General features: G+C 69.6%; 25 protein-coding genes. 4 read left to right on the forward strand and 21 right to left on the reverse strand.

Going from position 1 to position 25028, the window contains the following annotated elements:
- Positions 1-16 precede the first annotated feature (16 nt).
- The 4 genes from JOD63_RS10515 to JOD63_RS10530 all read right to left on the reverse strand — a co-directional run bounded on the left by JOD63_RS10515 (position 17) and on the right by JOD63_RS10530 (position 4702).
- The gene (locus JOD63_RS10515) at positions 17-988 is read right to left on the reverse strand and encodes a carbohydrate ABC transporter permease (protein ID WP_045275854.1); all 972 of its coding nucleotides are present in this window, start codon (positions 986-988) and stop codon (positions 17-19) included.
- Positions 985-1956, reverse strand: coding sequence for a carbohydrate ABC transporter permease (locus JOD63_RS10520; RefSeq protein ID WP_045275855.1), 972 nt, complete (start codon positions 1954-1956; stop codon positions 985-987). Before JOD63_RS10520 ends, JOD63_RS10515 begins: the two co-directional genes overlap by 4 nt.
- Positions 1957-2128: 172 nt before the next feature.
- A complete protein-coding gene (locus tag JOD63_RS10525; RefSeq protein WP_045275856.1) occupies positions 2129-3409 on the reverse strand; it encodes an extracellular solute-binding protein in 1281 nt (426 codons plus the stop codon).
- Between the two features lie 102 nt (positions 3410-3511).
- On the reverse strand, positions 3512-4702 hold the full coding sequence (locus tag JOD63_RS10530) for an ROK family transcriptional regulator (protein ID WP_045275857.1): 1191 nt from the start codon (positions 4700-4702) through the stop codon (positions 3512-3514).
- A 148-nt stretch (positions 4703-4850) separates the two neighbouring features.
- Here JOD63_RS10530 and JOD63_RS10535 point away from each other — a divergent pair, with 148 nt between their 5' ends.
- A complete protein-coding gene (locus JOD63_RS10535) occupies positions 4851-5318 on the forward strand; it encodes a hypothetical protein (RefSeq protein ID WP_045275858.1) in 468 nt (155 codons plus the stop codon).
- A gap of 52 nt (positions 5319-5370) precedes the next feature.
- Positions 5371-6867, forward strand: a complete 1497-nt coding sequence (locus tag JOD63_RS10540) for a L,D-transpeptidase family protein (RefSeq protein ID WP_052682517.1) — start codon at positions 5371-5373, stop codon at positions 6865-6867.
- Between the two features lie 97 nt (positions 6868-6964).
- Here the strand turns inward: JOD63_RS10540 and JOD63_RS10545 are convergent, their stop codons facing one another.
- Positions 6965-9184 carry an NADP-dependent isocitrate dehydrogenase gene (locus JOD63_RS10545; protein ID WP_045275859.1) on the reverse strand — a complete coding sequence of 740 codons (2220 nt, stop codon included), beginning with the start codon at positions 9182-9184 and terminating at the stop codon, positions 6965-6967.
- A 204-nt stretch (positions 9185-9388) separates the two neighbouring features.
- Between JOD63_RS10545 and JOD63_RS10550 the strand changes: the two genes are divergently transcribed.
- Together JOD63_RS10550 and JOD63_RS10555 are read left to right on the forward strand one after the other, a co-directional pair.
- Positions 9389-9841, forward strand: coding sequence for a GNAT family N-acetyltransferase (locus JOD63_RS10550; protein WP_045275860.1), 453 nt, complete (start codon positions 9389-9391; stop codon positions 9839-9841).
- Between the two features lie 182 nt (positions 9842-10023).
- Positions 10024-10989: an acetylxylan esterase gene (locus JOD63_RS10555; RefSeq protein WP_045275861.1), complete on the forward strand. Its 966-nt coding sequence runs from the start codon at positions 10024-10026 to the stop codon at positions 10987-10989.
- A 113-nt stretch (positions 10990-11102) separates the two neighbouring features.
- Here the strand turns inward: JOD63_RS10555 and JOD63_RS10560 are convergent, their stop codons facing one another.
- From JOD63_RS10560 to JOD63_RS10635, 16 genes are all read right to left on the reverse strand, one after another.
- On the reverse strand, positions 11103-12917 hold the full coding sequence (locus JOD63_RS10560; protein ID WP_045275862.1) for an ABC transporter ATP-binding protein: 1815 nt from the start codon (positions 12915-12917) through the stop codon (positions 11103-11105).
- Positions 12914-14773, reverse strand: a complete 1860-nt coding sequence (locus JOD63_RS10565; protein ID WP_045275863.1) for an ABC transporter ATP-binding protein — start codon at positions 14771-14773, stop codon at positions 12914-12916. Before JOD63_RS10565 ends, JOD63_RS10560 begins: the two co-directional genes overlap by 4 nt.
- A 329-nt stretch (positions 14774-15102) precedes the next feature.
- Positions 15103-15612: a methylated-DNA--[protein]-cysteine S-methyltransferase gene (locus JOD63_RS10570; protein ID WP_045275864.1), complete on the reverse strand. Its 510-nt coding sequence runs from the start codon at positions 15610-15612 to the stop codon at positions 15103-15105.
- Entirely contained in the window at positions 15609-17117 is a 1509-nt protein-coding gene (locus JOD63_RS10575; RefSeq protein WP_045275865.1) for an AlkA N-terminal domain-containing protein, read from the reverse strand. Before JOD63_RS10575 ends, JOD63_RS10570 begins: the two co-directional genes overlap by 4 nt.
- A gap of 161 nt (positions 17118-17278) precedes the next feature.
- The gene (locus JOD63_RS10580) at positions 17279-17566 is read right to left on the reverse strand and encodes a WXG100 family type VII secretion target (protein WP_045275866.1); all 288 of its coding nucleotides are present in this window, start codon (positions 17564-17566) and stop codon (positions 17279-17281) included.
- A gap of 111 nt (positions 17567-17677) precedes the next feature.
- Positions 17678-18463: a hypothetical protein gene (locus tag JOD63_RS10585; RefSeq protein ID WP_157003998.1), complete on the reverse strand. Its 786-nt coding sequence runs from the start codon at positions 18461-18463 to the stop codon at positions 17678-17680.
- On the reverse strand, positions 18460-19074 hold the full coding sequence (locus JOD63_RS10590) for a hypothetical protein (protein ID WP_157003999.1): 615 nt from the start codon (positions 19072-19074) through the stop codon (positions 18460-18462). Before JOD63_RS10590 ends, JOD63_RS10585 begins: the two co-directional genes overlap by 4 nt.
- Positions 19071-19688, reverse strand: coding sequence for a hypothetical protein (locus JOD63_RS10595; RefSeq protein WP_157004000.1), 618 nt, complete (start codon positions 19686-19688; stop codon positions 19071-19073). The genes JOD63_RS10590 and JOD63_RS10595 overlap by 4 nt, the downstream gene beginning before the upstream one ends.
- A gap of 28 nt (positions 19689-19716) precedes the next feature.
- Entirely contained in the window at positions 19717-20949 is a 1233-nt protein-coding gene (locus tag JOD63_RS10600; RefSeq protein ID WP_045275870.1) for a hypothetical protein, read from the reverse strand.
- 2 nt (positions 20950-20951) lie between these two features.
- On the reverse strand, positions 20952-21260 hold the full coding sequence (locus JOD63_RS10605) for a hypothetical protein (protein WP_045275871.1): 309 nt from the start codon (positions 21258-21260) through the stop codon (positions 20952-20954).
- An 83-nt stretch (positions 21261-21343) separates the two neighbouring features.
- Positions 21344-21631 carry a WXG100 family type VII secretion target gene (locus JOD63_RS10610; protein WP_045275866.1) on the reverse strand — a complete coding sequence of 96 codons (288 nt, stop codon included), beginning with the start codon at positions 21629-21631 and terminating at the stop codon, positions 21344-21346.
- Between the two features lie 123 nt (positions 21632-21754).
- Entirely contained in the window at positions 21755-22321 is a 567-nt protein-coding gene (locus JOD63_RS10615; RefSeq protein WP_045275872.1) for a hypothetical protein, read from the reverse strand.
- Positions 22312-22881: a hypothetical protein gene (locus tag JOD63_RS10620; RefSeq protein ID WP_045275873.1), complete on the reverse strand. Its 570-nt coding sequence runs from the start codon at positions 22879-22881 to the stop codon at positions 22312-22314. The genes JOD63_RS10615 and JOD63_RS10620 overlap by 10 nt, the downstream gene beginning before the upstream one ends.
- Complete coding sequence (locus JOD63_RS10625; protein ID WP_045275874.1) at positions 22878-23369, reverse strand: hypothetical protein; 492 nt, start codon at positions 23367-23369, stop codon at positions 22878-22880. Before JOD63_RS10625 ends, JOD63_RS10620 begins: the two co-directional genes overlap by 4 nt.
- 4 nt (positions 23370-23373) lie before the next feature.
- A complete protein-coding gene (locus tag JOD63_RS10630) occupies positions 23374-24657 on the reverse strand; it encodes a hypothetical protein (protein ID WP_045275875.1) in 1284 nt (427 codons plus the stop codon).
- Positions 24657-24986: a hypothetical protein gene (locus JOD63_RS10635; protein WP_045275876.1), complete on the reverse strand. Its 330-nt coding sequence runs from the start codon at positions 24984-24986 to the stop codon at positions 24657-24659. The genes JOD63_RS10630 and JOD63_RS10635 overlap by 1 nt, the downstream gene beginning before the upstream one ends.
- Between the last annotated feature and the right edge of the window lie 42 nt (positions 24987-25028).

The following is a 25028-nucleotide window of genomic DNA, read 5'->3' on the forward strand; positions in this document are numbered from 1 at the left end:
GCGTTGCGCTTCGCCATCAGCCCTTGACCGCTCCCGAGACGAGGCCGCCGGTCATGCGGCCCTGCACGATGAGGAAGAAGATGATCACCGGGATCGAGATCATGGTCGAACCGGCCATCACCGCACCCCAGTTGACCGAGCCCGACGCCGACGACGACGTGAAGGCGTTCAGCCACGGCATGAGCGTGAGGTTGTACCCGCGCATGAGCAGCAGCGCCATCGTGAACTCGTTCCACGCCTGGATGAAGGCGAAGATGCCGGTCGACACGAGGCCGGGGGCCAGCAGCGGGAACGTCACCTTCCAGAACGCCTGCGACTTCGTGCATCCGTCGATCATCGCCGCCTCCTCGAGGTCTGCGGGCACCCCGGCGACGAACCCGCGCAGGGTCCAGATCGTGAAGGGGATGACCGAGGCGAGGTAGACGATGCCGAGGCCCAGCATGGTGTTGACGAGGCGCCAGTCGTCGAGCATCGAGTAGATCGTGAACATCATGGCTTCGCCGGGGATCATCTGCACCACGAGCACCGAGATGATGAACGCCTTGCGGCCCTTGAAGGCGAAGCGCGCGACGGCGATCGAGGCGAGGAAGGCGAAGAGCAGCGTCGCGACGAGCACGCCACCGGTGATCATCACGGTCGTGCCGAGCGCGTGGGTGAAGTCGGTCTGGCCGGGGGCGGCCTCGCGGTTCCATGCGGTGATGTAGTTGTTGAGCGTGAACTGCAGCGGGAGCAGATCGGGCTCGCGGCTGATGATCTGGTCGTTGCGGGTGAACGACAGGTTGATCATCCAGTAGACGGGGAAGATCGAGCACACGAACACGATCGCGGCCATGATGTTGAGGACCGTGCGCGTGACGACGCGGCGCGGCGAGGGGCGGCGCGCATCGATCGAGCCGCGCTTGGGCGTCTTGGCGCTGCCGATGTCGCCGATGACCTCGTCGACGCCGATCGTGGTCAGCTGGGTGCCTGCGGAGACCTGCGTGCTCACAGCTCCTCCTCCTTGAGCGTGGTGCGGACGTAGCCCCATGACAGAGCGAGCAGCAGGATGACCATGACGACACCGATGGCCGCCGTGGCGCCGAACTCGCCGACGCCCTGACGGAACAGATAGGTGCCGAGCACGTTCGTCTCCGACGCGAGGCCGCCGCGCTCCTGGAGCGAGTAGACCTGCGTGAAGATGCGGAGGTTCCAGATGATCTGCAGCACCAGGACGACGGTCAGGATGCTGCGCAGGTACGGGAACACGATCAGACGGAAGCGCTTGAAGCCGTTGGCTCCGTCGAGCGACGAGGCCTCGAGCACCTCGGCCGGAACCTGGCCGAGGCCGGCGTACGTGGTGAACGCCACGAACGGGATGCCCTGCCACACGATGATGATCGTCAGGACGAAGAAGAACGACAGCGGATTCTCGAGCCAGCCGTGGCCGGTCCAGTCGTCCGTGCCGGTGACCGTGTTGAGGAGGTGGTTCACGACGCCGTAGTTGGTGTCGAACATCCATCCCCACACGACAGTCGCGGTCAGGGGCGGCATCGCCCAGGCGAGGAGGAGGCCGACCGACACGATGATCCGCCAGGCGCGGCTCAGACGCGTCATCAGCACCGCGATGAGCACGCCGCCCAGGATGATGAGCACCGTCAGCACGACCATGAGCGTGAGGCTGCGCAGGAGCACCGCGGGGAAGTCCGACTTCGTGAACAGGTCGACGTAGTTGTCGAACCACACGAAGTTGGGTGCGGTGCCGAGCAGGTCGTTCTTCACCGTGAAGTCGGTGAACGACTGCCAGACCATCGTGACGGCCGGGTAGCCGACCATGACGCCGAGGATGATCAGCGATGGGGCGAGCAGGGTCCAGCCGTTGCGCGCATCGCGGCGGGCACGGACCTTTTCTCGCGAGACGGGCGCCGAGCTGCGGCGGCCTGTGCCGGTGCGGGGCTCCGGCGGCGCGGTGACGCTCATGTCGTCTCCTCTCTGGGGAATTCGGGAAGCACGAGACATCGCTTCGTGCGGGGAAGGACCAGACCGGTCTCCGGGTCGGAGTCAGGTGCGCTGCTGCGTCACCTGCATCCCACCGGGGGAACGGTCCCGGGGCAAGGGGCCCGGTGCTGTACCGGACCCCTTGCCGCTGGGATCAGTCGTTGAGGATCGCCTCGATGGCCTCGTCGAGCTCGGTCGCGATCGCCGCGACATCGCCGCCCTGCGCGATCTTCACGAGCGCGTCGGGGATGAGCTGAGCAGCCTCGACCTCGGACCACTTCGGGCTCGCCGGCGTGCCCTTCGAGTTTGCGAGGGCCTCACCCTGCGCCTTGGCCGACGCGGTGTCGGGCAGAGCCGACGCGGCCTCGACCAGGCCGGGAACCAGACCCTGAGCCGCGAGCAGCTCCTGGTACTCGGCCGAGAGCATGATCTTGAGGGCCGACTTGGCCTTCTCGGGAGCGTCGCTCTTGGTGGTGACGGCGATGTTCGAGCCACCGGCGAAGATCGGGGCGGTCGTGCCCTCCTCGAGGCCGGGCAGCGCGAAGGCGCTCAGGTCCTTGGCGTAGGTGTCGGGGCAGCCCTGCGAAACCTCTTCGCCGGCAGCCTCGTCACCCCACGGCCAGGCACCGGTCAGGTTGCCCTCAGCCCATGCGGGGCTCGAGAGGAAGCCGACCTCGCCCGCGCAGAACGCGATGTTGCCGAGACGCTCGTTGCCGTCGACCGGGGCGGCCGAGGCGTTGAGGTAGACGTCCTGCAGCATCTCGAGACCCGCGAGGCTCTCGTCGCTCGAGAACTGCGCGTCCCACGCGTCGCCGTCCTGGACGGCGATCTCGCCACCCTGCGCCCAGACGTAGGGAAGGGCGTTGTACCAGTCCTTGCCGGGCGCGAAGATGCCCGAGACCGTGTCGGTCTTGAGCTCCTTGCCCTGCGCGACGTACTCCTCGAGCGTCTTCGGCAGCTCGTCGCCGACGATCTGCGGGGTGTAGAAGACGATGCGGCCACCGGCGTAGTACGGCGCGGCGTACAGCTCGCCGTCGTAGGTGCCGGCGTCGACGAGACCGCCGACGAGCTCACCGAGGTCGCCCTCGATGTCGGCCAGCGAAGCGAACAGGCCGGCGTCGGCGAAGCCGAGCGCCTGGGTGTTGCCGACCTCGACCACGTCGGGCGCGTCGTTCGAGGCGAGAGCCGCGGTGTACGTGTTCGACACGTCGTCCCAGGTCTTCTCCTCGATGGCGAGGGTCCAGCCCTCGTTCTCCTCGGCGAACGTGTCGACGAGGTAGTCGCGCGCCGTCTGCGGCGTGTCGGTGCCGACCAGCCAGACGGTGAGCTCGCCAGTCGACGGCTCCTCGGGTGCGGCTCCGCTGCCGCCTGCGCAACCGGCGAGGACGACCGCCGAAGCGCCGACGAGCGCGAGGGCTCCGAGCTTCTTGTTCATGTTGCTTCCTTCTCTTGGTGTTTTCCAGGGGGCCGGGTGGCCCGTCCGGTGGGGGATGCGCCCTGCGGGCCCATCCGGGGGGGGTAGTGACGGGTGTCGGTGCTAAGACACCCCGAGCTGGCCTGAGAGGACCATGACGGCCGCGCCGCGCAGGACGATGTCCTGGCCTTGCGTCGTCATCCGCACCCGCACGCCGTCGTGGAACTGGGCGAGCGTGCGGGAGCGGAGTGTCTCGACGGTCTGCTCGATGAGCGGACCGTCGAGAAGTTCGGTGGGGCCGGAGAGGACGATCTCCGGCAGATCGAGGGCGCCGACGACGGGTGCGAGGGCGATGCCCAGCCGCTCCCCCGCGTCGCGCAGGATGCGCTCGTGCTCCTCGTCGGAGGCGCCGCCCAGGCGCGCGGTGAGCGACGGCGCCGACAGCCACGCCTCGAGGCATCCGACCTTGCCGCACACGCACAGCGGCCCGCCGTCGGTGCCGACCGTGACGTGGCCGATCTCGCCCGCGGCGAATCGTGCACCGCGCAGCGGCTGACCGCCGGCCAGCAGGCCCGATCCGACGCCGCGGCCGACCTTGACCAGCAGCACGTCGTCGGTGGCTGCACCGAACGTGTACTCGGCGAGGACCGCCGCGTTGGCGTCGTTGGCGACGAGCACGGGAAGCCCGAGGTCGCGGCGCAGTTCGCCCTCGAGGTCGAAGCCCGCCCAGCCGAGGTTCGGAGCGGTGAGGATGACGCCGCGGTCGTCGACCACGCCGGGGGTGCCGACGCCGATGCCGAGCACCGGGGCGTGGGAGTCCGCGACCAGGTCGCGAGCGAGGCCCACGACCGCCTCGACGAGGGCGTCTGCCGCGGGGACGGCGATCTCGCGTCGCACGACGATGTCGCCGTCGAGGGTGAGCACCGCGCCGATGATCGTGTCGCTGCCCGACAGGTCGAGCCCGACGATGCGGTGGCCATCGCGGTCGAGGTCGACGAGGATCGCCGGCTTTCCGGGGCCCGTCGACTCGCGGACGCCCTTCTCGGCGACGAAGCCGTCGGCGATGAGCTCTGCGACGAGGTCGGAGATGGTCACCCGGGTGAGGCCCGTCTCGCGCGAGAGGTCGGCGCGGCTCATCGCTCCCTGGTGGAAGAGGGTCTGCAGCACGAGCGACCGGTTGTGACCGCGGGCGTGCTCCGGGAGGACCTTCGCGCCCTGACGCAGCGCGCGGCCGGGGCCGAACGAGCGGCCGTTCGTGGGTGTGTGCGACGACTCGATCGTGGAGGAGCCGCGGTGCACGTCCGATGCAGACATGTTTGTTAGTAGACCTTACGAACAAACAAACCGCAACCCCTGGAACGCATTTTGAACAGCGCGTTTACAAAACCGTTACATGACCCGGATGCCGGTCGGTCACAGTCTCCTCCCCGCAGCCGCGCACCGGCTCGCCTACGCTTGCAGGATGACCACACTCCCCCTGCGCCGCGGTCTGGCTGCCGTCGCCGTCGCCCTCCTCGTCGGACTCGGCACCGCCGCCTGCACGGCCTCCCCCACTGCCGGCGAGTCCGCTGCCGACGTGCACGAGGACCAGCCGGGCGACGAGGGCCAGTCCACCGCCGACGCCTGCGCGCTCGTGCAGAGCACCGTCGAAGAGGCGACCGCCGAGTTCGAGAGCCTCGATCCGACCGACCCGGCTGCCATCGTCGACGCGATGAGCTCGGCCGCACAGGAGCTGACGCAGATCGCGAGCCAGGTCACCAACGACGAGGTGGCCGCCGTCCTCCCCGACCTGCAGACCATGTTCGTCGAGGTCGGCGACGTCATGCAGGCGATCGTCGACGGCGATGCCTCCAAGCTCACCGATCTGGCCGAGCTGGGAACCACCTTCCAAGAGACCGCGGAGCGGTTCGCCGAGGTCTGCACCTCCTGACCACGTCCATTACCATGGACGGAACGTCTACACATAACCGGGGGGTGACGACGTGACGGATCTGGCCACGAAGTCCGGCGCCGACGGATCGACCGACGGCGACGACATCGTCGACGCGGCGAGCACCGACGACACCGTCGCGATCGACTCGGGGTCGGGCGACTCCGCGGGAGCGACGTTCGCCTGGGCCCCGATGGAGCCGGAGCCGCCGAAGCGCCGCACCGGGATGTGGATCGGGATCGGCGCGGGCGTCGCGGCGATCGCCGTCGTCGCCTCATCGCTCGTACTCATCGCACCCGGCACCTCGGTCGCCGGGGTCCCCGTCGGATTCCTCACGCAGGGCGCCGCGGCTGCGGCGATCCAGGGGCACCTCGACGACACCGTCATCGTGCTCACCGGCGCGGGCGGCGACGCCCAGGTCACGGGCGCCGACCTCGGCGCTTCGGTCGACGCGGCGGGCCTCGCGGCCGACGCCTTCGCCGAGAACCCGATGTGGAACGTCACGACGTGGTTCGACGGCGCGGCCGATGCCGCGGTGCGCATCGACGCCGAAGCCGCGACCTCTGCGCTGCGCGCGGCAGCCCCCGAGCTCTACACCGACCCCGTCGACGCGACGCTCGCGTACAACACCGACACCGCGACGTACCTCTCGACCCCCGGCACCGACGGCGCCGGCATCGACGTCGACGCGGTGCGCGACGCGCTGCAGGCGGCGTTCGTCGCCGGGGAGTCCCGGGTCGAACTCGAGGCGCCCCTCGCGGCGATCACGCCGACGACTCCCACGTACGTGGCCGAGTCCACCGCAGACCAGCTGAACAGCATCCTCGACACGGCCGGCTTCTACGTCGGGGACGAGCGCACCGTCCCGGTCGACCGCGCCGAGGCGGCATCCTGGCTCACGGTCACGCCGACCGCAGAGGGAACGTTCGACATCGTCGCCGACGAGGACGCGATCCAGACGGCCGTCGACGGACTGGCGAAGGCCGTGGACCGCAAGGTCGTGAACGCCACCATCGTCACGAACTCGGCCGGCGACACGCTCCTCACCCAGACGGAGGGCGTCAGCGGCCGCACGCTCGATTCGACCGACGGCATCGCCGCGTCGTACGCCGAGCAGCTGAGCACCGGCAGCGGTGCCTACGAGCTGCCCGTCACCGAGGTCCCCTTCAAGACGACCGAGCTCGCGCGCGAGATCGAGGTCGACCTGGGCGACCAGCAGCTGTACGTCAAGGAGAACGGCAAGGTGATCGACAGCTGGGCGATCTCGAGCGGCCAGGCGGCCACTCCGACGATCCAGGGCCGCTTCACCGTGCAGTACCACATCCCGTCGCAGACGATGCGCGGCTCCAACTCGGACGGCTCGGCGTACGAGACGCCGAACGTGAAGTGGATCATGTACTTCTCGGGCGACTTCGCGCTGCACGGCGTCTACTGGCATTCGAACTGGGGCACCCAGATGAGCCACGGCTGCGTGGGCATGCCTGAGAACCGCGCGAAGCAGATCTACGACTGGGCCCCGAACGGCGTCGACATCTACGTCCACGCCTGACGCCTGTCCACGGCAGCGCGCGCCGCGCGACGCCGGCACGAACAGGAAGAGCGGATGCCCCCTCCACGGGGCATCCGCTCTTCTTCGTCAGGAGCGATCAGGCGATCGTGTCGATGATCTCGTTGAAGGTCTGCGACGGGCGCATCACCGCGTCGACCAGGCCGCCGTCGGGGCGGTAGTAGCCGCCGATCTCGACCGGGGCACCCTGCACCGCGACGAGTTCGTCGACGATCTGCTGCTCGCTGGCAGCGAGGGCCTCGGCGACCGGCGCGAATGCGGCGGCGAGCTCGGCGTCGACCGTCTGGGCTGCCAGCTCCTGCACCCAGTACAGGGCGAGGTAGAAGTGGCTGCCGCGGTTGTCGATGGTGCCGAGGGCACGGCCCGGCGACTTGTCGTTCTCGAGGAACGTTCCGGTCGCCGCATCGAGCGTGTCGGCGAGCACCTGCGCGCGCGAGTTCCCGGCGTAGACCGCGAGGTGCTCGAGCGAGGCCGCGAGCGCGAAGAACTCGCCCAGCGAGTCCCAGCGCAGGTAGTTCTCCTCCACCAGCTGCTGCACGTGCTTCGGGGCGGAGCCGCCGGCGCCGGTCTCGAACAGACCGCCACCCGCGAGGAGCGGGACGATCGAGAGCATCTTGGCGCTGGTGCCGACCTCGAGGATCGGGAACAGGTCGGTGAGGTAGTCGCGCAGCACGTTGCCCGTCACCGAGATGGTGTCGAGCCCCTGACGCATACGCGCCAGCGAGTAGCGCGTCGCCTCGGCCGGCGGGAGGATCGAGATCTGCACACCCGCCGTGTCGAGCGTCGCGAGGCCCTGGTGCACCTTGGCGATCAGCTGGGCGTCGTGGGCGCGGTTCAGGTCGAGCCAGAACACCGCGGGGGAACCGGTGGCACGCGCGCGTCCGACGGCGAGCTTCACCCAGTCCATGACCGCGATGTGCTTGGTCTGCGTCGCGCGCCAGATGTCGCCGGTGCCCACAGTGTGCTCGATGAGCACGGTGCCCTCGCTGTCGAGGATCTGCACCACGCCGGGCGCCGCGATCTCGAACGTCTTGTCGTGGCTGCCGTACTCCTCGGCCGCCTGCGCCATGAGGCCGACGTTGGGCACGGTGCCGATAGTCGCGGGGTCGAGGGGACCATTGGCGATCACGTCGTCGATGACAGCCTGGTAGACGCCGGCGTACGACGAGTCGGGGATCACCGCGAGGGTGTCGGCCTCGCCGCCGTCGACGCCCCAGAGCTTGCCGCCGTTGCGCACCAGCGCGGGCATGGATGCGTCGACGATCACGTCGGAGGGCACGTGGAGGTTCGTGACGCCCTTATCGGAGTTGACGTACGACAGGCGGGGGCCGGACGCGAGCGCCGACGCGAAGGCCGCGGCGATCTCATCGCCGCCGTCGAGGTCGCCGAGACCCGAGAGGATCGACCCGAGGCCGTTGTCGGGGGTGAGCCCCGCGGCCGCGAGCGTGTCACCGTACGTCGCGAAGACGTCGGAGAAGTACGCCTTCACCACGTGGCCGAAGATGATCGGGTCGCTGACCTTCATCATCGTCGCCTTGAGGTGCACCGAGTACAGCACGTCGTCGGCCTCGGCCGTGGCGATCGTCTCGGCGAGGAACACGTCGAGCGCGGCTGCCGAGAGGAAGGTCGCGTCGATGATCTCGCGCGGGAGCACCTTGAGGTTGTCCTTGAGCACGGTGACGGTGCCGTCTTCGGCGGTGTGACGGATACTGAGGACGTCGTCGTGCGCGGCGACCCAGGACTTCTCGTTGCTCTTGAAGTCGTCGTGCCCCATCGTGGCGACACGGGTCTTCGACCCCGACGCGAACGGCTTGTTGCGGTGCGGGTGCTTGCGGGCGTAGTTCTTCACCGACAGCGGGGCACGGCGGTCGCTGTTGCCCTCGCGCAGCACGGGGTTGACGGCCGATCCCTTGATGCGGTCGTAGCGCGCCCGCACGTCCTTGTCTTCGATCGTGTCGGCGTCGTCGGGGTAGTCGGGCACGTCGAAGCCCTGCGCCTGCAGCTCGGCGATGGCGGCCTTGAGCTGCGGGATCGACGCCGAGATGTTGGGGAGCTTGATGATGTTCGCCTCAGGCAGCGTGGCGAGACCGCCGAGCTCGGCGAGGGCGTCGCCGACCTGCTGCTCGGGCGTGAGCTTCTGCGGGAACGCGGCGAGGATGCGGCCGGCCAGCGAGATGTCGCGGGTCTCGACATCCACACCCGCCTGGCGGGTGACGGCCTGCACGATGGGAAGGAACGAGGCGGTCGCGAGCGCGGGGGCTTCGTCGGTGTAGGTGTAGATGATGGTGGAGTCGGTCACCGTGTTCGTCTTTCGTTCGAGCGGTCGGCTCAGCCTATCGCACCGGCTCTCGAGTTATCTCGACGTCAAGATAAATCCGGCCGGCGGTCGCGGCATCCCGGACGCTCCTCCCCCACTGGTCCGCACCGGGGGCCGATGACCTTGCGAGACACCTCACAGAATCCGCGCGTGACCGGTGGCGCCTATTGCGGTTAGCCTGGGCGCATGGGTGAACTGCGACTGGTCGAACTGTCCGCGACGACGATCGTCGCGGTCAACAACCTGTCCCTCAAGCCGGGCCAGGAGCAGTTCCTCGCACCGGTCAGCTACGGGATCGCGGCGACGGTGGCGAACCCGCAGACGTCGTGGCAGCGCGTGATCGTCGACGACCAGGAGGTCGTCGCATTCGTCAGCGCCAACTTCGACCCCGAAGACCCGCAGGAGCACTTCCGCTCCGTGCTGTGGCGCATCAACGTCGATGCCGACGACCAGGGGCGCGGCGTCGGCCGCTTCGCCGTCGAGAAGCTCATCGACGAAGCGCGCGAACGCGGCATGGACCGCGTCAACGTCATCTACGAGGCCGGCGACGGCGGACCCGAGGCCTTCTTCCAGCGGGTGGGGTTCACCCCGGTGGGCGAGACCGAGTACGGTGAGGTCATCGCCGAGATCCGTCTGTAGATCCCACCCGATCCACCGACGCGGACACCTGTGCGCTCCGCCCCTGCCGGGGTTCCGAGACCGGCGGCGGGGCCTCGACCACCCCTCCCCCATCGAGGCCTCGTCGCCCTCGTCTCCTGAGTCGCCCGGCATCGGGACGTCACGTCGCCGGGGCGACGGCGACCGCCCATTAGGGTGTTCCCGTGCCCCGTTTCGACCTGTCGCCCGCCGAACTCCAGACCTACCTGCCCGTGGTGCGCGAGCCCGACGACTTCGACGACTTCTGGGCGGCGACGATCGCGGGAGCGCGCGCGGACGATCGGCCGCTCGAGGTCTCGCGTGTGGAGTCGCCGCTGCGTCTGGTCGAGGTCTTCGACGTCACGTTCCCCGGGTTCGCCGGCGACCCGGTCAAGGCCTGGCTGATCGTGCCGGCGGGGACGACCGAGCCCCTTCCCGCGGTCGTCGAGTTCGTCGGATACGGCGGCGGTCGCGGCCTCCCGGCCGAGAAGCTCGGCTGGGCTGTGGCCGGGTACGCGCACTTCGTCATGGACACCCGCGGCCAGGGCTCGATGTGGGGTGCCGGTGGGGGGACACCCGACCCGCACGGCAGCGGGCCTGCGGCGACCGGCGTCATGACCCGCGGCATCGACGATCCCGAGGATTACTACTACCGGCGCGTCTTCACCGACGCCGTCCGCGCGGTGGACGCGGTGCGGTCGCTCCCGCAGGTCGACCCGTCGCGGGTCTCGGTGACGGGCGCGAGCCAGGGCGGCGGCATCGCGATCGCCGCCGCCGGGCTGTCGGAGGGACTCGTCGCCGTCATGCCCGACGTGCCCTTCCTGTGTCACTTCGAGCGCGCGATCGGCTTCACCGACACCGACCCCTACCAGGAGGTCGTGCGCTACCTGGCGGTGCACCGCGGCGCCGACGAGCGCGTGTTCGACACGCTGTCGTACTTCGACGGCGTGAACTTCGCCAAGCGCGCCGATGCGGCGGCGCTCTACTCCGCAGCCCTCATGGACACGATCTGCCCGCCGTCGACGGTGTTCGCCGCGTACAACCACCACCCCGCGCCCAAGCGCATCGAGGTCTACACGCACAACGGCCACGAGGGCGGCCAGGCCCACCAGTGGCAGGTGCAGGCGGCGTTCCTCGCCGACCGCGTCTGATCCGCCTCCCGCTCCCCGGCCTCCGTCCCCGCGCATCCGTCGCACGCCGCCACTTCGTCCGCGGGCACAAGTCGATTCGACGGAGACGAACCGGGCGCGGAGCGCGCCTCGGGTCAGACGAGCGACTCGCGCCAGGCTGCGTGCAGCTTGGCGAACCGGCCGTCGCCTCCGATGAGGCCCTCCGGGGTGTCGTCCTCGATGATCCGGCCGTGCTCCATCACGAGCACGCGGTCCGCGATCGCGACCGTCGACAGGCGGTGCGCGATGATGATCGCCGTGCGGTCGGCGAGCAGTGTCTGCAGCGCATCCTGGATCTGACGCTCGGACGGGATGTCGAGCGACGCCGTCGCCTCATCGAGGATGAGCACGGCGGGGTCGGCGAGGAACGCCCGGGCGAACGAGATCAGCTGACGCTGACCGGCGGAGACGCGTCCGCCGCGCTTGTTCACGTCGGTGGCGTAGCCGTCGGGCAGGCGCTCGATGAAGGCATCCGCCCCCACCGCGCGCGCGGCGGCGCGGATCTCGTCGAGCGTCGCATCGGGCTTGCCGAGGGCGATGTTGTCGGCGACCGTGCCGCTGAACAGGTACGCCTCCTGCGTCACCATCACGATCGCCCGGCGGAGGTCCTTCGGATGCAGCGACCGCAGGTCGACGCCGTCGAGGGTCACGCGGCCGCGCGTCGGGTCGTAGAACCGCGACACGAGCTTCGCCAGCGTCGACTTGCCCGCACCCGTCGTGCCGACGAGCGCGATCGTCTGACCGGCGGGGATGTCGAGCGAGAAGTCGGGCAGGATGACGCGGTCCTCGGAGTATCCGAACAGCACGTCGTCGAACTCGATGTGCCCCTTCGCCGTCCACAGGTCGACCGGCTTGGCCGGATCGGGAACGGTCGGCCGCTCCTCGAGCACGCCCGACACCTTCTCGAGCGCGGCCGTCGCGGACTGGTACGAGTTCAGGAAGAACGCGACCTCTTGCAGCGGCGAGAAGAAGTTGCGCACGTACAGCACCGCGGCGAGCAGCGTTCCGATGAGCAGGGAGCCCTCGACCACGCGGAACGCCCCCCAGAACAGCACCACCGCGACGCTCACCGACGCGATGGCCATGAGCCCCGGCTCGAAGGTTCCGAACAGCCGGATCGAGCGCATGTTCACATCGCGGTACTGCAGGGCGAGGTCGCCGAACTCGTCATCGTTGCGCGGCTCCTTGCGGAACGCCTTGACCGCGCGGATGCCGGTCATCGTCTCGACGAACTTCACGATCACCTTCGCGCTGACCACGCGCGACTCGCGGTACACACGCTGCGACCGGGTGTAGAACCAGCGCATCAGGAAGAACAGCGGGATGCCGGCGACCGCGAGGACGAGCCCCGACTGCGGGTCGATCAGCACGAGCGCGATGAGGGTGAACGTGCCGTACAGGATGCCCGAGACGAGCTCGTTCAGACCGCCGTCGAGGAGCTCGCGGATCGTGTCGAGGTCGCTCGTCTGACGCGAGATGATGCGGCCCGACGTGTACGACTCGTGGAACTCGAGGCTGAGCCGCTGCGTGTGCAGGAAGATCCGCTTGCGCAGGTCGAGCATGATCGCCTGCGTCAGCCGTGCCGCGACCACCACGTACCACGCGATGAGCGCGGCACCGGCGACTGCCGTGACGAGGTACACGGCGACGACGCCGATGGTCGGCAGCCAGTCCATCTGGTTCACGACCGCCGGTAGCGCCGTGTTGATGCCGTAGGCGATCAGCGCCGGCCCGGCGACGCGGAGTGCCGTCGAGACGACCAGGACGACGGCGGCGAGCGCGAGCTGCGCCTTCAGCGGCGAGACGAGCGAGCCGAGCAGGCGCAGCGACCGCGAGCGGATCGCCTTGCTCTCCTCGCGCGTGTAGTCGGAGCGGTCTTCACCGCTGGTTCCGGTGACCGTGGTGCTCACAGGTCCACCTCCCAGTTCTCGTCCTGCTCTCTGGCCCGCAGGCGTGCTTCCTCGACCTCGAGACTCGAGATCACGTGTCGGTAATGCTCGCTCTCGCGCAGCAGCTGCGAGTGCGTGCCCACGGCGGTGATGCGGCCCGCTTCGAGCAGCGCCACCCGGTCGGCGAGCGTGACGGTGGACGGCCGGTGGGCGACCACGAGCGCGGTCGTCTCGTGCAGCACCTCGCGCAGCGCGTCTTCGACGAGCGCCTCGGTGTCGACGTCGAGCGCCGACAGCGGGTCGTCGAGCACGAGCACCGCCGGGCGGGCTGCGACGGCGCGCGCGAGTGCGAGGCGCTGACGCTGGCCGCCGGAGAGCGAGAGTCCCTCTTCGCCGATGATCGTGTCGACGCCGTCGGGCAGATCGTTCACGAACCCGGCCTGGGCGACATCCAGCGCTTCGCGCATCACCGCTTCGGCCTCGGCGCTTCCGGGCTCGAGGTCCTCGCGGCCGAGCAGCACGTTGTCGCGCACCGACTGCGAGAAGAGCGTCGCATCCTCGAAGGCCATGCCGACGTGGTGGCGCAGCTCGGCGAGCGTGAGGTCGCGCACGTCGACGCCGTCGAGCGTCACGCGTCCGCCGGTCACGTCGTACAGGCGCGACGGAAGCGTCGTGAGCGTCGTCTTGCCCGACCCGGTGAGGCCGACGAGAGCCATCGTCTCGCCGGGCTCGAGCACGAGGTCGATCCCGTCGAGCAGGTCGCGCTCGTGGTCCGCGGCATCCTGGTAGCGGAAGTGCACGCCCTCGAACGCGAGCTCGCCGCGCGGCTTGGCGATCGAGCGCGGCTCGTCGGGGTCGACGATCGTGTTCTCCTCGTCGAACACCTCGAAGATGCGGTCGGTCGCCGTCCGCGCGTCGAGGAGGAACGAGAACAGGAAGCCGATCGACTCCATCGGCCAGCGCAGCACGGTGGCCATCGCGAAGAACGCGATGAGCTCCGACCCCTGCAGCTGCCCCAGAGCCGTGAGGTAGATGCCGGCACCGAGGCACAGCGCGAACGCGATGTCGGGCAGGAGCACCAGCCAGAACCAGATCCAGCCGACGGCACGTGCCTTGCTGAGCTCGGTCTCACGCAGCGTCTCGGCCTGGCGGGTGAACTTCTGCAGCGCGTGCTTCCCGCGGCCGAACGCCTTCAGCACACGGATGCCGTGGACGCTCTCCTCGACCGACGTCGCGAGGTCACCGGCCTGGTCCTGGCTCTGACGCGCGAGCGTGCCGTACGTCTTCTCGAAGCGGTACCCGGCGTACCAGAGGGGCGCCGAGGTGAGGAGGAAGATCGTGCCGAGCGCCCAGTGCCAGCGGAACAGCAGCGCGGAGCCGACGAGGATCGTGAGCACGTTGACGACGAGCAGCACGACGCCGAACGCCATCCAGCGGCGCAGCATGGAGATGTCCTGCATCATGCGGCTGAGCAGCTGCCCCGACTGCCAGCGGTCGTGGAAGGCCACGGGAAGGCGCTGCAGGCGCGAGTAGAAGGTCTGCCGGATGTCGTACTCCACCATGGTGGCGGGGCCGAGGACGAACCAGCGGCGGAGCCACACCATCATCGCCTCGGCGAGGCCGAGCGCGAGGATCGCTGCGGCGCCCCACGCGATCTGGGCGATGTCGCCCGAGGCGATCGGCCCGCGCACGACGACCTCGAGGATGAGCGGGATGGTGAGGGCGAGCAGGCTCGCGACGAGCGCGCTCGCAGCGCCGAGGATCAGGCGCGGCAGGACGGGCTTCGCGAACGGCAGCAGCCGCGCGAGCGCCCGGAGGGTGGACAGTTCGGACCGTGGCGACGATGTGGGTTCGTCGATGAGCTCAGTGGTGGTCATGATCCTTGTGGGGAGGGTGGAGCGGATGACCCCGTGGGGTCGAAAGGTGCGCAGGGCGCGGCGGAGGATCCCGAATGGGGAAACGCTCCGAAGTGCGGCAGTATGCCGGATCCGGTGTGAACCGTGACGAGGTGGGTGAGCGGTTACCCCTGGAAGCGAAGACGCTTCGGCCCGGCGATGCGGAGGACAGAAACGGTCTTCGCGGCGAGAGCGGCGTGGGACATGGCATCCTCCTGGAGATGGAATGGGGGCTGACGCGATCGCGCCAGCCCTCCAGCCTATACCTGAGAAATCCCTGAAAGCAACAAGCGCTTTCCCGAGCCCGTGCGTCAGCCCAGGAGCGCCGGCACCCCGGCCTCGCGGTCGAGGAGGCGTCGCTTGACGTCGAGCCCCCAGGCGAACCCGCCGAGCGCTCCCCCGGTGCGCAGCACGCGGTGGCAGGGCACGAACAGCGCCGGTGCGTTGCGCGCGCAGATCGACGCCGCGGCGCGCACCGCGCTCGGCGAGCCGAGTTCGGCCGCGAACTCCGCGTACGTGAGCGGCCGGCCTGGAGCGATGCGGCGGAGCGCCGCCCACCCCGCCTGCTGCATCGCGGTGCCGTGCTGGCTGACCGCCACGGAGTCGATCGCGGCGAGGTCGCCGTCGTAGTACGCCGCGACTGCTGCCGCGGCATCCGTCTCCCCGGTCCGCACCGCTGCGGGGCGATCGGCAGCACGCAGCCGGGTGAGGATGGCGTCGGCGTCGGCGGTCCAGCCCGACGCGAGCACGCGGTCGTCGGCGTCGACGAGCAGGGTGAAGGCGCCGTCGGGCGTGTCGAGGGTCTGGATGATGGCGGTCATGAGAGCCGGTCTCCTTCGGTGTGCGGGGATGTCCGCAGAACGGATGCCGCCCGCTTGGGCGGCACGCTGTGCCAGAGATGCGCGGTGAGATAGCTGCGCCAGGGTGCGGTGCGCTCCGCCCACGCGGCGAAGCCCTTCGGATCGGATGGGATGCCGAGCGCGGCCGCCCCGGCGCGGACCGCCACATCGCCCGGCAGGGTCACATCGGGATCGCCGAGCACCCGCATCCGCACATAGTCGGCCGTCCACGGACCGATCCCGGGCATCACGAGGAGCGCGGCGCGCTGCTCGGTGCCGTCGTCGCCCGCGGTGAGCACGAGGTCGCCGTCGGCGAGTGCGGCTGCCGCGCCGGTGATCGCGCGGATGCGGGCCGCAGGACCGCGGAGCGCCTCGTGGCCGCGCTCGGCGATCGCCGCCATCGTCGGGAACAGCCGCGTCGCGCCGTCGAACCCGTCGACGGGGTCGCCGAGCGCCTCGGCGAGGGCGGTGAGGGCGGTGCGCGCCGCGGCGACGGTGATCTGCTGACCGACCATCGCGCGGATGAGCATCTCGTGCGGGTCCGCAGCGCCGGGGACGCGGATGCCGGGGGTCGCCGCCACTGCGGCGGAGAGTTCGGAGTGCGCTGCGAGGGCCTCGTCGACGGCGACCGGGTCGGCGTCGAGGTCGAACAGCCGGCGGACCCGGGTGACGAGAGCCGAGAGGTCGCGCAGCTGCGTGAGCGCCGCGCGCATCCGCACCCGCCCCTGCTCGTCGAGGCGCACCTCGAACCACGCGGGTCCGCCCGGCATCCTGATCACGCGCGCGAACGACGTCGCCGTCGCCGTCTCGACGCCCGGGAGTGCCCGCGCCACCATCCACGCGAAGACGCCGTCCGCGTACAGCGGCCCGCGGTGCGGGAGCACCAGGTCGATCGTTCCCGGCGCCGCCGTCTGGCCGCGGTGACGCCGCGCACGCAGCTCGAGCGGCGGCATCCCGAACACTTCGCGGATCGTGTCGTTGAACTGACGGATGCTGGCGAACCCTGCCGAGAACGCAACATCGGCCGCCGGCATGTCGGTGCCGACGAGCAGCATGCGCGCCGTCTGCGCGCGGTGCGCGCGGCTGAGCGCCAGCGGCCCCGCACCGAGCTCGGCGGTGAGCAGCCGCGTGAGGTGCCGCGGCGAGTACCCGAGCCGGTGCGCGAGGCCCGGCACCCCCTCGCGCTCGACCACGCCCTCGGCGATGAGACGCATCGCCCGACCGGCGGTGTCGCCGCGCAGGTTCCACTGGGGCGAGCCGGGAGCGGCCTCCGGAAGGCAGCGCTTGCACGCGCGGTAGCCCGCCTCGTGCGCTGCCGCGCTCGTCGCGTAGAACGTGACGTTCGACTGCTTCGGAGTGCGCGCCGGGCAGCTCGGGCGGCAGTAGATGCCCGTCGATCGCACCGCGGTGACGAACTGCCCGTCGAAGCGGGCGTCGCGCGAATCGATCGCACGGTACCGCTCATCGAAGGTCATCGTCAGGCTCATGCCCCTAGCCTGACACGCTCCCCCGACAGCCGCTCGCGGAAATCGGACACGGCTGCGGAGTGCGATTCGGCGACCGGCCGCGCGACCTCGCCGATCGCAGGACATGCGAAGAGGGCGGGCGCGTCATCGCACCCACCCTCTGTCGACAGCCTGGACGCGGGTCAGCCGCCGGCGAGCTGCTGGTCGAGGTCCTGGATCGCGCGCATCATGCCCAGCAGCGACTCCGACATGTCGTTGATGCCGTCCACAGCACCCTTCAGACCCGTCGTGAGCTCGCCGTAGCCCTCACCGAACTTGCCCGACGCGTGCTGCGTCTTGAAGTCCTCACCCAGCAGCGTGTCCACCTGGCTCTTCAGCGTGTCCAACTGCCCCTGGATGTCATCACGAGCCTGCGACAGCGTCGACGCCACCTGCTCCATCTCCGCATACGAAGCACCGAAATCGGCCATCGTCAACTCCCTCACTCAAGTGAACCCCGAACCCGACCGGGCCCGCCACACCAACCTAACCGCACCCACCAACACCGGCCATGGGGACCATTCCCCATGTGGGGAGACCGGTCAGCGCGGCGTGAGGTCCTCTCGGGGCGCCATGGTGATCCCGAGGAGCCCGAGGCGCACCTCCTGAGCGCGCGCGACATCGCTCGCCGACACGAGTCCTCGCTCGGACAGCACGACCAGTGCTCCCTGCACGTCGGCGTAGATGCGGGCGCGCTCGGCCGGCGGCATCCCGTCGACGGCGCGCTCGAGCTGGGCGATGTTGCGCTTCCACCGATCGGTGCCGGTGTGCGCAGCCCCGCGGAAGAGCACGAAGTGGAGCACCCCGACGACGACGTCGGCGACGAACCCGGCGATGCCCCACGCGCCGTCGGCGACGCCCTGAGCGATGGCGGATGCCGCGAGCACGCTGCCGATGGCCGAGGGGATCAGGTGCAGCGCTCCCAGCATCCGGTGGATGCGGGGGTCGGTGCCGAGGGACTCCCGGAACTCGGTCACGATCCCGTTGCCGGCGATGATCGCGGCGATTCCCGCGAGGATGCCCGACACGCCGACCGAGGCCTGCGACACGCTGCCGAACGCCCACGGCAGGAGGAAGAGCAGCGCGACGACCGGCAGCGTGAAGCTGGCGATGTGGGAGAGGGTGAGCAGGCACCCCCACGCGGGTGCGACGTTCTTGGCGAGGTCCTTCCACGCTTCGGACGGCGCGAAGAACGCCAGGGCGCGCCGCACCTCGGGCACTCCGTGCAGCGCGCGCGCCTCGAGCTTCCACCAGTCCAGCGGCGTCCACGCGCGCGCCGATCGCGCATACGCGGTCGCGGGCGTGGCGGCGGTCGGGGTGTCGCTCACAGTCGCCACGACCCTTCGGCGCCTTCGGGCGGCGCGATCAGCGACCCGACGTCGAAGCGGGCCGACGCCGTCCACGGCGCGTCACCGAGACGGATGCTGTCGAGCAGCTCCTCCACCCGTGTTGCGGCGAAGGCGATGCCCGCGGCCTCCATCGGCCCGAGGACGGCGAAGAACGAGGCATCCGTCGTCTGGAACAGCCAGCGCACCGATCCCCGGCCGTCTTCGTCCATGACGGTGGAGGAGCATCCCTCTCCGAGGCCCGCCGTGGGGGCATGACGCACGCGCGGCGCGAGCACCGACGCAGGCCACAGATACCGGCGCTGCTCGTCGGCGTCGGGCTCCCACCCCGTCAGCGTGAGACGGATCGGGCCCCACGCACCGCTCGTCGGCTCGTACATGAGGAGGTTCGTGCTGGGATCATCGACCGCTGCCGCCTGCGCGCGGGCGAGAGCGCCCGCGAGCGCATCTGTCTGCGTCGGCGTGAACCCGTGGATTCCGGCCAGACGCGCCGCGGCGTCGTGCGCCCACGCGCCGACGTCACCGCTGCCCAGATCGGCGCCCGGGACCGGGATGACCGTGGCGTGGTCGTACTCGAAGTCGACGCGGGTCATCGCCCGGTCCACGCGAACGTCAGCATGTGGGAGTCCAGAAGCTCGAGCCACAGCGACATGTGATCGTCGGTGACGGGGTCGACGTCGGTCGGATGCACGAGGGTCGCCGTCAGCTGCAGCGCCTGGGTGCGCCGGGAGCCCGGAACCGGCGTGAGGTAGACCACGGTGAAGGCTCCCGCCGTCTCCCCCGACAGCTCGACCGTGCGCCGATCGGTCCAGCGCAGGAACTGCTTGCTGCCGTCGAGCGCCCGGGCTCCGCGGCGCTCGACCGCGTCAGCCACCATCGCGTCCAGCGACACGTCGCCGTCGCCGCGCGTGATCGTGCCGAGCACGGAGATCGGCACCGTCGACCAGCGGGGGGCGTCCTCGCCCGCCATGATCATGACGAAGGCGCCCTGCTTGCGCGCGGCTGCGAGCGTGCGGGTGACGTGCCCCTCGAGCACGGCGTACACCTCCGGGCGGTGCGCCTCGCGAAGCCGCACCTTCGCCCGGTCGAGGAGAGCACGCTCGGTCTCCCCCGACGTGTCGTACATCGTCCAGCCGGCGGGCAGGCTCAGGCGGAACTCGGGGATCCCCTGACGACCGCCGCCGAGCATTTCACGCAGAGAGGTCACCGGACCACCCTGCCACAGCCGACCGCGGTCACCACGTCGGGTAGACGATGCGGTCGAGCCCGGTGGCGAACTCGAACGTGCCCTGCACACCGCCCACCAGGGTGGCGATGTTGTTGTAGTGCGCACCGAGGCCGCTGAACGCGTACGTCACCTGCTCGCCGGTCGTTCCGAGGGCGCCGATGACCTCCCACATGAACGGGTCCTGCCCGGTGATGACGGTGCTCAGCACCTCGTCGAACGAGTTGACGACGTAGCCGGCCTCGGGCCCGAGCGACCGCATGTTGGAGACCCACTGGCCGGGGCTGCGGGAGCCCATGCTGAGACCCCAGCGGGCGAGGTCGTCGCCGAACGACAGACCGCCGCGGGGGAAGCCGGTCCAGGCCCGCATCCCCGCCTTGAACCCGCCGCTGGCGAACTCGCCGAAGGCGCCGAACGGGATCACGCCGAGCACCGCGAGCCCGACCTCCCACAGTTCGGCGTCACCGCGCGAATACTGCCACAGGGTTCCGGCCAGGGCGAGGACGCCCACGGCGAGCGCCAGGAGGCCGACGATGGGACCGCCGACGACCATCGCGAGCACCGCGAGCACGACGCCCGCGACCGCGAGCACATCGAGCGCGAAGTCGACGAAGCCGTCGAGGTTGTCGCGCCAGCCGTCCTTGATCGCGTTCGCATTCGACGACCGCATGCCGGCGACCGCCGCGTCGAACGCCGTCTCCCAGCGGTCGTACTGGTCGTCGAAGTCGTCTGCCGCACCCTTCCACAGCAGGTAGGCGTCGTTCTTGTCGCATTCGGCGGTCTCGACCGCGTCGGCGTGCCTGCGCTCGGCAGCGGTGCAGGCCTCGACGTCGTCGTCGGAATCTGCCGGGTAGGGCACCGGCCGCATCTGGGCGCTCTGCCACTCGCTCAGCTTCTGCTGGTACCGCAGCCAGTACGTGTCGGCATCGGACACCGACGTGTTCATGAGCGTGCGGATCGCGGCGAGCTCGACCCCGTACGCCCGCACGAACGGCCCGACCGCCTGGTACAGCTCAGCAGCCCGGCCGAGCTCGACGTTGACCTCGCCGCTCAGCTCGCGCAGCTTGTCGACGGCCTTGCCCTCCATGTCGGCGCCGTTGTCGACGAGCCTGGTGAGCAGCGACTCGGCCTCCGCCATCGCGGAGCCGATGTTGATGATCTGCTGCCCGCGATCGCGGACATCGCCGCCGTTGCCCTCGACGATCTCGACGCCGCGTCCCTTCGGAGACTGATGGGTCGCCATGGTCAGTCCACTTCCTGCATCTGCTGGGCCAGCTCGGCGGCCACCTGGGTGTCGAAATCGCCGAAGCCCTCGAGCACGGTCTTGGCCTGCTCGCTCACCGCTTTGAGTCCTTCGGTCAGCTTGTTGCGACGGTCGTCCCACCGCTTCTCGAAGTCGTCGGTCTTGTCACGGAGATCGCCGTGGCCGTAGGGCGTGCCGATGTCGTGACTGAGGTCGCTGCGCCGCTTCGACGCGGACTCGAACTCGGTCTGCGTCGCGAGCAGGTTGGTGTACAGCGCACCCAGCTCGTCGTACGAGATCTTCACCGACACGTGTCTTCACTCCCAGGGCCGTCTTGCAGGTGGAAAGAAGCATGGGGGCCGCCCGGCCCCCATGCTCGAGCGGAAACCGCGGGTCAGCCGCCGGCGAGCTGCTGGTCGAGGTCCTGGATCGCGCGCATCATGCCCAGCAGCGACTCCGACATGTCGTTGATGCCGTCCACAGCACCCTTCAGACCCGTCGTGAGCTCGCCGTAGCCCTCACCGAACTTGCCCGACGCGTGCTGCGTCTTGAAGTCCTCACCCAGCAGCGTGTCCACCTGGCTCTTCAGCGTGTCCAACTGCCCCTGGATGTCATCACGAGCCTGCGACAGCGTCGACGCCACCTGCTCCATCTCCGCATACGAAGCACCGAAATCGGCCATCGTCAACTCCCTCACTCAAGTGAACCCCGAACCCGACCGGGCCCGCCACACCAACCTAACCGCACCCACCAACACCGGCCATGGGGACCATTCCCCATGTGGACGACCACGGGCACGGCCCGCTCAGGAGAACCGGATCGACCGGAAGATCTGCTCGATCTCCGCGTCCACGGCCTCCAGCACGTACGGATCCTCCTCGATGAGATCGAGGAGGAAGACGTGACCGGCACGCACACCGAGGTATCGGGTCGCGGCGATGTCCCGACCCTCGTCGATCTCGGTGACGACCACAGCTGCCACCGCGGCGTCGAACGCCGTGCCGTCGATGAGTCGCCACGTCTGAACAGCGCCGCCCAACCCGGCCCGGATGAGCTGGAGCATGTCGTCGACCCCTGCGGCATCGGTGTCGGTGATGTAGAGGTGCGCCACGATGGACTCTCCGCCGACGTCCTCGGTGCGCCAGAACCGCTCCTGTGCGCCCGGGAGCGGGCTGGGCATCGACTGCAGCGTGATGGCTGTGTCGCGAAGGAGATCGCGTGCCTCGTCGCCGGTCGCCACACCGTGAAGCAGGCTCTCGGCGAGTTCGGTGCCCCATGCTCGGGCATCGGTGAACGCCCCCCACGGGAACTCGAGCGGGATCGGGAGCCAGGCGTCGCCGAGTTCGAGGGTGTAGTCCGGTGCTAGCGCCAACGGAACGTCTCCATGATCGTGTCGACAAGCTCGGCGGCGCCCTCGACGAGCTGATCGTCCGCATCGTCCGGGTGAGGTATCGACGCGACGAACACGAGCCCCCGACGGTCATCGCCGTCGGGGAGGACGAAACCGTACCCGAGCGTGCGGGTCGTGATGCCCGCCGTCTCACCGTCGCCGGCCCGCACCCGCTGCCAGCGCCGGATCGGTCCGATCGCGGTGTCGATCGTCTCGACCGGCACCCGTGCGAGCGGCCCGAGACTCTCCACGAAGGTCGTTCCGGCCGGCGCCATGTGCTGCGTGACCGCGATCGACACCGGCAGCTGTGCCAGTCCCTCCACATCGCGGTCCGCGAGATACACCGAATGCGTCCGGGTCTGCTCGAGCTGACGCCACTGCGCGTTCGCCAGCATCCTCAGCCGGATGTCGAGCTCAGGGTTTCCGATCTGCTTCATGCGCGCCGACAGCTTGGCCATGAACTGCGCCCGGCCGTCCGGGTCGACGCGGTACTGCGACCAGCCCGGCGGAAGAAGGATGCGGAATCCGGTCAGCCCGCTCACACGGCTCGTCCGGATCCGTCGCTCGTGCGGGCACGCACCAGCTGCGTGCCGACGACGAGGATCAGGAGTGATGCGGCGCTGATCACCGCAGCGACCCACTGCCCGCCCCAGACCGCATCGCCCATACGGCGGCCCGCGTCAGGGGTCAGCAGAGCGAAACCCAGCGAGGCGATGATCGCCGCGACCGTCGGACCGATGAGTCCGCGCAGCCCGAGGATGTCATCGGCTCTCGCCGAAGCGACGACCACGACGACGAGCACGACGGAGACGATCGCGGCCCCGACGAGGACCCACGTCGGCACGACGAACAGCGGGTAGGGGATCACCACGCCCCAGATCGCCTCGGTCGTCTCGCTCACCTGCCCGCCGGAGAGGATGAGCGAGCCGACGAGATACACGACGAGGGCGGCTGCAGGTGCGACCGTGACGACGGCGTACGCGACGCTCGCGATCCGGTGGACGGGTGAAGTCGAAAGGCGCGGTCCCACGGTGTCAGCCTACGCGGACGTCTCGAAGGCCGGGGATCTGCGGTTGCATGTTCGCGAGACCGAGAAGATCGACGGTGCTGAACCCGCCCCAGGTGATCACGTTGGCCGCCTGCCGGATGCCCCCGGGAAGCGCGGCCGTCGTCGAGGAGATGAACTGCTGCACGCCGGGATTGGTCGCCCACGGTGTTCCCCGCATCGTGTTCAGGAAGGTCGAGATCTGCGAGGTCTCGGCGCCGCCCATGCGAATGGCGGCGAACGGGTTGGTGAACATCCCCGGCTTCGGCAGCGCGAGCCACGACCGCACCGGGGCGAACAGCGACCGGACGGGGCTGACCCAGGTCGTCGGCCGGAGGAGTGAGACCCGCGGAAGCCCGGCCCGGATCGCGGCCGTGACGACGCCCCGCCCTCCCTGAACCACGGTCGCGAGGGTCGGCACGCCGCGTGCGAGCAGCTTCCCGACGCCGAACGGCAGCAGGCCGACGGCACTCCACGCGACATCGCTGAGACTCGCCCGGCCGTACGCGAACTTCAACGTCGTGAGAAGGAACGACGCTGCTGCGAGCGCGAAGATGATGCCCGCGAGCAGCCCCGTCAGCGGTGCTCCGATGACGAGGGCGATGACACTGAGGACCACGAGGACGATGGCGATGACCTGAAGCACGTCATCCACGAACTCCCAGAATCCGTCGTTGTTCCCCGCCGTCTCGATGGCGGACTCGATGCCATCGACGGCGTCGTCGTACGCCTCCGACCAGGTCTCGAAGACGCCGTCGAAGGCTTGCCACATCGTCGTGCGGTCGTTCGTGGCCGTCTGCAGAGACGTCGCCGCGTCCTCGGCGGCAGAGTCCGCTCGCGTCGCGGCGCGCGCATCGGCGTCGTCGTCGGAGCCCTGCGCACGCATTCCCGCGAGCAAGCTCAGATGGTCGGCCTCCGCCTTGTCCGCGAGGGCGGTCTGATAGGAGTTCTCGGCCCGTTCGACGTCGTCGATGTTCGCCCGCAACCACGTCTGCGCGACATCGAGAGCCTCGCCGTACGTCGCCAGGGCGGTGCCGGTGCCGCGGTACCGCACAGCGGCATCCGCGAGATCGGCGTACGTCTCGTTCGCCATCTCGGCGAGCTTGTCGGTTCCCTTGCTCTTGTGGATCGACGAACTGCCGATGTTCTTCAGATGCGTGGCCGTCGTCTCCATCCTGGTCGCCAGCGCTTTCAGTGCGGTGGCGCGGGTCACGATGTCGGCTGCGGTCCCGTCGAGCTGGCGCAGCTCGACTCCGGTATTCGGAGAGCGCATCAGCTCACCGCCGGCGTCTGGACGGTCTCGGTCGTGGTGGAGCCCTCGAGCTCAGCAGCGGTCCCGGAGTCCCACTCGGACCAGCCGTCGATGATCGACGAAAGCTGCTCCTGGATGTTCGTGAGGTTCTCGCTCAGCTTCCCGCGCTTGTCACGCCAGTCCACCTCGAAGTCGATCACCTTGTCGAGCAGCGCGCTGCGGCCGTCGGGGCGCCCGATGGCGTCCTCGAGCCTGTCGTTGCGGCTCGCGGCGCCTTCGAATTCGGAGATGGATGCCACGAGCCCGGTGCGCGCTTCCCTCAGCTGTTCGAGGTCGAGCATGATGTCCATCGGGTTCCTCCGGTCGCGGGGCAGCGCGGGCGCGCGGCGTTC

Origin of the sequence: Microbacterium terrae, assembly GCF_017831975.1 — a bacterium.
Lineage (GTDB): Bacteria > Actinomycetota > Actinomycetes > Actinomycetales > Microbacteriaceae > Microbacterium > Microbacterium terrae.